This window comes from Chromobacterium sp. ASV23 (genome assembly GCF_016428945.1).
Taxonomy (GTDB): Bacteria; Pseudomonadota; Gammaproteobacteria; order Burkholderiales; family Chromobacteriaceae; genus Chromobacterium; species Chromobacterium sinusclupearum.
This window is the reverse complement of sequence record NZ_JAELTR010000104.1, coordinates 1-5,297: the sequence shown is the minus strand read 5'-3', so window position 1 is coordinate 5,297 and position 5,297 is coordinate 1. Positions and strand designations below refer to the sequence as shown.

Below are 5,297 nucleotides of genomic sequence, written 5' to 3'. Positions count from 1 at the left end.
CCCCCCCCCCCCCCCCCCCCCCCCCCCCCCCCCCCCCCCCCCCCCCCCCCCCCCCCCCCCCCCCCCCCCCCCCCCCCCCCCCCCCCCCCCCCCCCCCCCCCCCCCCCCCCCCCCCCCCCCCCCCTCCACCCCCCCCCCCCCCCCCCCCACCCACACCTCCGTGCTGTCGTCGGCAGCGTCAGATGTGTATAAGAGACAGGCCCCTAAGCGTGCAGCCCGCGGCAAGTTTCGCCTATGCCGGCCTGGATGCGCAGATCGAACAGCGAGTCGAAACGCGTGGGGGTGTAGTTGATCAGCGCGCAGGGAATGCCGGCGCGCGCGGCTTCCAGCGGGATCAGATTGACCGGCGATACCTCCAGCGACGAGCCCATCACCAGCAGCAGGTCAGCGTTCAGCGCCGCCTGGAAGGCCACGTCGATCAGCGGCACCGCCTCGCCGTACAGCACCACATCCGGCTTCAGCACCGCGCCGCAGCGACGACAAGGCGGCACCTCGTGCTGCTGCACATAGTCGAGCGGATGCGGCGTTTCGCAGTCAGGGCAGCTGGCACTGAGCAAGGTGCCGTGCATCTCCAGCACGCGGCGGTTGCCGGCGCGGCCGTGCAGGCCATCGATATTCTGGGTGAGGATGGTGATTTCCTTGCCGGCCTGCTCCAGCGCGGCCAGGAAACGATGGCCATCATTGGGCTGGTAGTCGCCCACCAGCTTGATGCGGAAGATTTCGCGGAAGGCTTGCCAAAAGGCCACCGGCGCGCGGCGGAAGTAGTCGATGGACACCACATCGGCCAGGCTCATATCCCGCGACCACAGGCCGTCTGCGGAGCGGAAATCCGGAATGCCGGATTCGGTGCTCATGCCGGCGCCGGTCAACACGGCGATCCGCCCGGCGTCGTCTATCAGTTGCTGCAGATACTGCCGCTGTTGCTCAGTCGCGCTCATCATCCGTCCTTGCATGCCACTCCCGGCACTATAGCGCAGGGCTTATGGCGCCGGATACTTGATCGCATTCTTGACCATCTTGTCTCGAACCGCCTGATCCAGATCGACGCCGGTGACCATGGCCAAGCGGGTCAGGTACAGCAGCACATCGGCAATCTCTTCCTGCAGATGGGTAAAACGCGCCGGATCGTCGCGCAAGGCCGCGGCGCCGTCATCGCCCAGCCATTGGAAGATTTCCGCCAGTTCTCCCACTTCGCCCACCAGGGCCAACACCAGATTGCGCGGCGAGTGGTGGCGGTTCCAACCGCGCTCGTCGGCAAAACGCTGCAGGGCCGTGGTCAGGCCGCGGGTATCGATCAAAATCTCGTCGCTCATATTCATCCACTCCCGTTTCACGTGAAACATCCAGGCACTGATACAGACAGTAGAAGTCGTACAGCAAGCCTGGCTCAGGGCTTTGTCAGCGAAGGTTACCGGCCAACGAAAATGCCCGGCCAGGCCGGGCATCGTCAAGCCATGCAAACAGACGCGTTAAATCAGGCCTTCGTCCTTCAGCGCCTGCTGCACCGCCGGCAGTTCCGCCACCCGCTTCAGGAAGGCCAGCAGCGCCGGATAATCGGCAAGCGAGCGATGCACATATTGCGCCCAGGAGAGGCAGGTAAACAGATAGGCATCGGCCACGCAGAACTGATCGCCCTGCAGATAGGCGGTGGTTTCCAGCTGACGCTGCAGCAAGACCAAACGCGGTTGCAGCCGCTGCCACGCCTCGTCCTTGGCCTCGTCGGTCTTGGCGAAGAACAGCGGCGTGAAGTTCTTGTGGATTTCGGTGGCGATGAAGTTCAGCCACTCCTGCAGCCGGTAGCGTTCCAGCGTGCCATTGGCCGGAGCCAGCCGCTTGGCCGGAACTTGGTCCGCGATGTACTGCAATATCGCCGCGCCCTCGGTCAGCAGCTCGCCGTTGTCCAGCTGCAGCGCCGGCACATAACCCTTGGGATTGATGGCGGAGAAATCGGCGCCGCTGGCCGTGCTATGCGGCGTTTCGCGCAGATTGACCTTCTCAGAGGAAAACGGCAGGCCGCTGGCGATCAGGGCGATATGGGAGGCCAGCGAGCAGGCTCCAGGCGAATAATACAGTTTCATCTCACGACTCCTTGCTGAATGGAAAGGATGGGACGCACCGCAAACCCAGCCAGGGTGTGCCAAAACTCGAACGATTGCAACCACGTTCCGCCCAGGGCCAAACCCCTCAGCCCAGCAACGACACCAGCCACTCGATGCGCAGATTCCACCCGGCAAAGCCGGCCAGCCAGAACAGAACGCCGACGCCGCCGAATCCCCAGGCGGCGAACAGCGGCAGCAGATTGGCCGACAGCGCGGCCACCGCCGCGCAGGCCACCGCGATGGACAGCGCCGCGTCGCTGATGTCGAACAAGTCGTGACGCGCGTTCAGCGTTTCCATGCCCTGCTCCTTGGCCTGGGCCTTGCGCTGCAAATCCTGGCTCTCCTGCTTGTAGCGTTCCAGCTCATGCTTCAGCTGTTGCTGCTGCGGCTTCAAGGCCGCGGCGCTGGCGGGATTGGCGATGGCAAGCATCTCGGCCTGGCGCAGACTGGCCTCGGCCAAGTGCAGCTTGATCTTCTTGGCCTGATATTCCGACCAGGCATCCGCTACATCGGCCTTCTGCAGCTGGCGGGTCTGCACGATATTGTCGTCCTTCAGCTTGCCCAGGCCCATCAGCACCGACAGCAGCACCACGGTCAGCGCCACCCAGCTGTTCAGGCGCTTCTTTTCCGCTTCTACGCTGATTTCCACTTCCATATCGTTTCTCCCATGCGGTTGTGTTTCCGCACAGCATAACGCGATCGAACGAAAATGGTTGCTCAGCCGCCGGTTTTTTTGGAGAACAGCCGCGGCCGCTCATCGCGCGGTCCACCGGCTTTCATCTGCACGAACAAGGCCTCCACGCGGGCGCGCGCCCATGGCGTGCGGCGCAGGAAGACCAGGCTGGACTTGATGCTGGGATCCTGGCTGAAGCAACGGATGTCGATCCGGCTGGCCAGGCCGTCCCAGCCGTAATGCGCCTGCAGCTCGGTCAGCATGTTTTCCAGCGTGACGCCGTGAGTGGGATTGTTAGCCTGCGTGCTCATGCCGCGCGTCCTGTCAGAATGAAGAAAGCCGCGAGTGTAAGCCCGCGGCGTGGTGCCAGCCAAGTCACTTGGCGGCGGCGGATTTTCGGCTGCGCGGCGCCCTGGGCTTTTTCACCGGCGCAGCCGGCGCCGAGGTTTGCGGCGCCGCCTCGGCTGAAGGTTCCGGCGTGGCCGGTCTGACGCCGGGCACCCCCATGGCCAAGGCCATGCGGCCCAACCGCTGCTGCTTGTCCACGCTGATCGGCCCGGCCGCCGACAACAGCAGCATCACCAGCTCCAGCGCCATTTCGCGCTGCTGATCGGTGGGCAGCAGGTCCTTGATGGTGGCCAGCGCCCGCTTCTCGTCGTTGCGCACCAGCCAGGTCTGGCGCCGCACCACTTGCTTGAACGCCTCCAGCGTCAGGTCCTCGCCCAGGCCGGTATCCTGCATCACGCGGCGGATGGCGTTGAACGGCCGCACGTCCACCACACCGTTGCCGATGGCGACATAAATCAGCAAGCGCAGGAAGCCGTCCACCGCGCCGCCCTCGGAGTAATGCTGCTCCAGCTCGCGCTTCTTCAGCCGCAGCATCTCGTCGCGCTCCCAGCCGGCATGGTAGCCCGGCACGTGATAGGCCCGTTTCGGATGCAGGCCCACCAGCGCGGCGGTCAGCGGCGCGTCGTAGACGGCACGGAAAGTCATTTCCTTCAGCGCGTCGCGCTGGTCGCGGTAGCCGTCCAGCCAGCTGGCGGTCCAGTCGGACACCGTCTGCTGCCATTGCCAGAACGGATTGTCCTGGGACACCGGCTTGCGCGCCGCTCTCACCTTGTCGGCCCAATCCGACAAGCCGGTCAGCAGCGGATTGCGGCTGGAGAACCAGCGCCGCTCGAAGCGCGACGGATGCATTTCGCGCATCAGATGGGCGGTCCAAGGCGAGCCGCTGGCCCTGACCCACGGCGAAACGAAGCAGTCGTACAGCTGCTGGTTGATCTCCGCCACCCGCTTCACCACCTGGAAAGCGCGCTCGCCCTCGCGGCCATCGCCCAATGCCAGGATGTCCTCCACCTCGCGCGGTTCGAAGCGGATGACGTAGCGGCCTTGCAGATACTGCAGGCCCGGCGTTTCCGGATGGGTATCGGTGATCACCGCCTCGTACAGTCCCGGCGGCAGCACGTCGATCAAGTCCAGCGCGCTGGCCAGCTCGCTGTGCTCCTTGTTGGCCACGCCGGCGGACACAAAGATGCCCAAATGGCCGATCTGCTCATGCAAGCAGTAAACAATGGTCTGCTCATTGCTGCGGATGTCCTCCACGCTGTTGTAGAGGTCGGCGATCCAGTACAGCGCCTGCTGCGGCGGAGTGATGTTGTCGCCCCAGGACGCGAACACGATGATGGGCGAGCGGATCTGCCGCAAATCGATGCGCACCGCGCCCTCGTCCAGATACACCTCGCCGCGGCTCAGGCGATTGCCGACGAACAGGTTCTGGCTGATCCACTCCATCTCCTCCTTGTTCAGCAGATAGTGGCCGCCCCACCAGCGCTCGAACTCCAGAAACCGCCCGCGTTCGGTATCGATATGGCTGTATAGATGGTGGCCCTTTTTCCAGTAGGTGTTGGCCGGGTCCAGCTGCTCGAAGTTGGACACCAGATGCGCGCCGTCGAACTGGCCGTGGCCCAAGTCGCCGGTCAGCGAAGCCAGCCAAGTGCCGCCCAGCATGCCGCCCTGATAGCGCATCGGATTCTTGCCCGCCACGCCGGCCCAGTACGACAGCGGCGAGCCCGCCAAAAGGATGGGACCGACGTCGTCCGGCGCCGAGGCCGCCACCATCGCCAGCGCCCAGCCGCCCTGGCAGTTGCCGATGGCGAAGGGTTTGCCGGCATTGCCCGGATGCAGCTCGCGCACGCGCTTGAGGAAGGCCTTTTCGGCCCGCCACACGCACTCTATGGTTTGCCCCGGCACCGGCACCGGGAAGAACATCACGAAATAGCACGGGTGGCCCTGGCGCAGCGCGATGCCGATTTCGCTGTCCATCTTGAAGCCGCCGATGCCCGGACCGTGGCCGGCGCGCGGATCGATCACCACGAACGGGCGCAGGCTGGGATCGGTCGGCGTGCAGTTGGCCGGCGGGCGGATCGCCGCCAGCGCGTAGTTGACCGGCTGCGGCAGCTCGCGGCCGTCCATGATGATGTCGAAATCAAACACCAGCACCGGCGGGTTGCCGGAGGCTGCGTGCT

The 5,297-nt window shown here is 65.2% G+C and carries 6 protein-coding genes; all 6 read right to left on the bottom strand.

Annotated elements, in window-relative coordinates; all coding sequences use genetic code 11:
- Nucleotides 1-203: 203 nt before the first annotated feature.
- Nucleotides 204-938, bottom strand: a complete 735-nt coding sequence (locus JHD59_RS21435; protein ID WP_199155756.1) for an NAD-dependent protein deacylase — start codon at nt 936-938, stop codon at nt 204-206.
- Between the two features lie 42 nt (nt 939-980).
- Nucleotides 981-1,313, bottom strand: coding sequence for a nucleotide pyrophosphohydrolase (locus JHD59_RS21430; RefSeq protein WP_103318945.1), 333 nt, complete (start codon nt 1,311-1,313; stop codon nt 981-983).
- 156 nt (nt 1,314-1,469) lie between these two features.
- Entirely contained in the window at nt 1,470-2,078 is a 609-nt protein-coding gene (gene gstA, locus JHD59_RS21425) for a glutathione transferase GstA (RefSeq protein ID WP_103318805.1), read from the bottom strand.
- Nucleotides 2,079-2,184: 106 nt separating this feature from the next.
- On the bottom strand, nt 2,185-2,754 hold the full coding sequence (locus JHD59_RS21420; protein ID WP_199155755.1) for a DUF4337 domain-containing protein: 570 nt from the start codon (nt 2,752-2,754) through the stop codon (nt 2,185-2,187).
- A 62-nt stretch (nt 2,755-2,816) separates the two neighbouring features.
- Nucleotides 2,817-3,083 carry a VF530 family DNA-binding protein gene (locus tag JHD59_RS21415; protein WP_103318802.1) on the bottom strand — a complete coding sequence of 89 codons (267 nt, stop codon included), beginning with the start codon at nt 3,081-3,083 and terminating at the stop codon, nt 2,817-2,819.
- 64 nt (nt 3,084-3,147) lie between these two features.
- The coding region (locus JHD59_RS21410) for a DUF3141 domain-containing protein (protein ID WP_199155754.1) at nt 3,148-5,297 on the bottom strand (2,150 nt) is incomplete at its 5' end.

Bases quoted from the DNA above. Each gene is read 5' to 3' on its own strand.
- JHD59_RS21420 (WP_199155755.1), bottom strand. From the start codon at position 2,754: ATGGAAGTGGAAATCAGCGTAGAAGCGGAAAAGAAGCGCCTGAACAGC.
- JHD59_RS21435 (WP_199155756.1), bottom strand. From the start codon at position 938: ATGAGCGCGACTGAGCAACAGCGGCAGTATCTGCAGCAACTGATAGAC.
- JHD59_RS21415 (WP_103318802.1), bottom strand. From the start codon at position 3,083: ATGAGCACGCAGGCTAACAATCCCACTCACGGCGTCACGCTGGAAAAC.
- gstA (WP_103318805.1), bottom strand. From the start codon at position 2,078: ATGAAACTGTATTATTCGCCTGGAGCCTGCTCGCTGGCCTCCCATATC.
- JHD59_RS21430 (WP_103318945.1), bottom strand. From the start codon at position 1,313: ATGAGCGACGAGATTTTGATCGATACCCGCGGCCTGACCACGGCCCTG.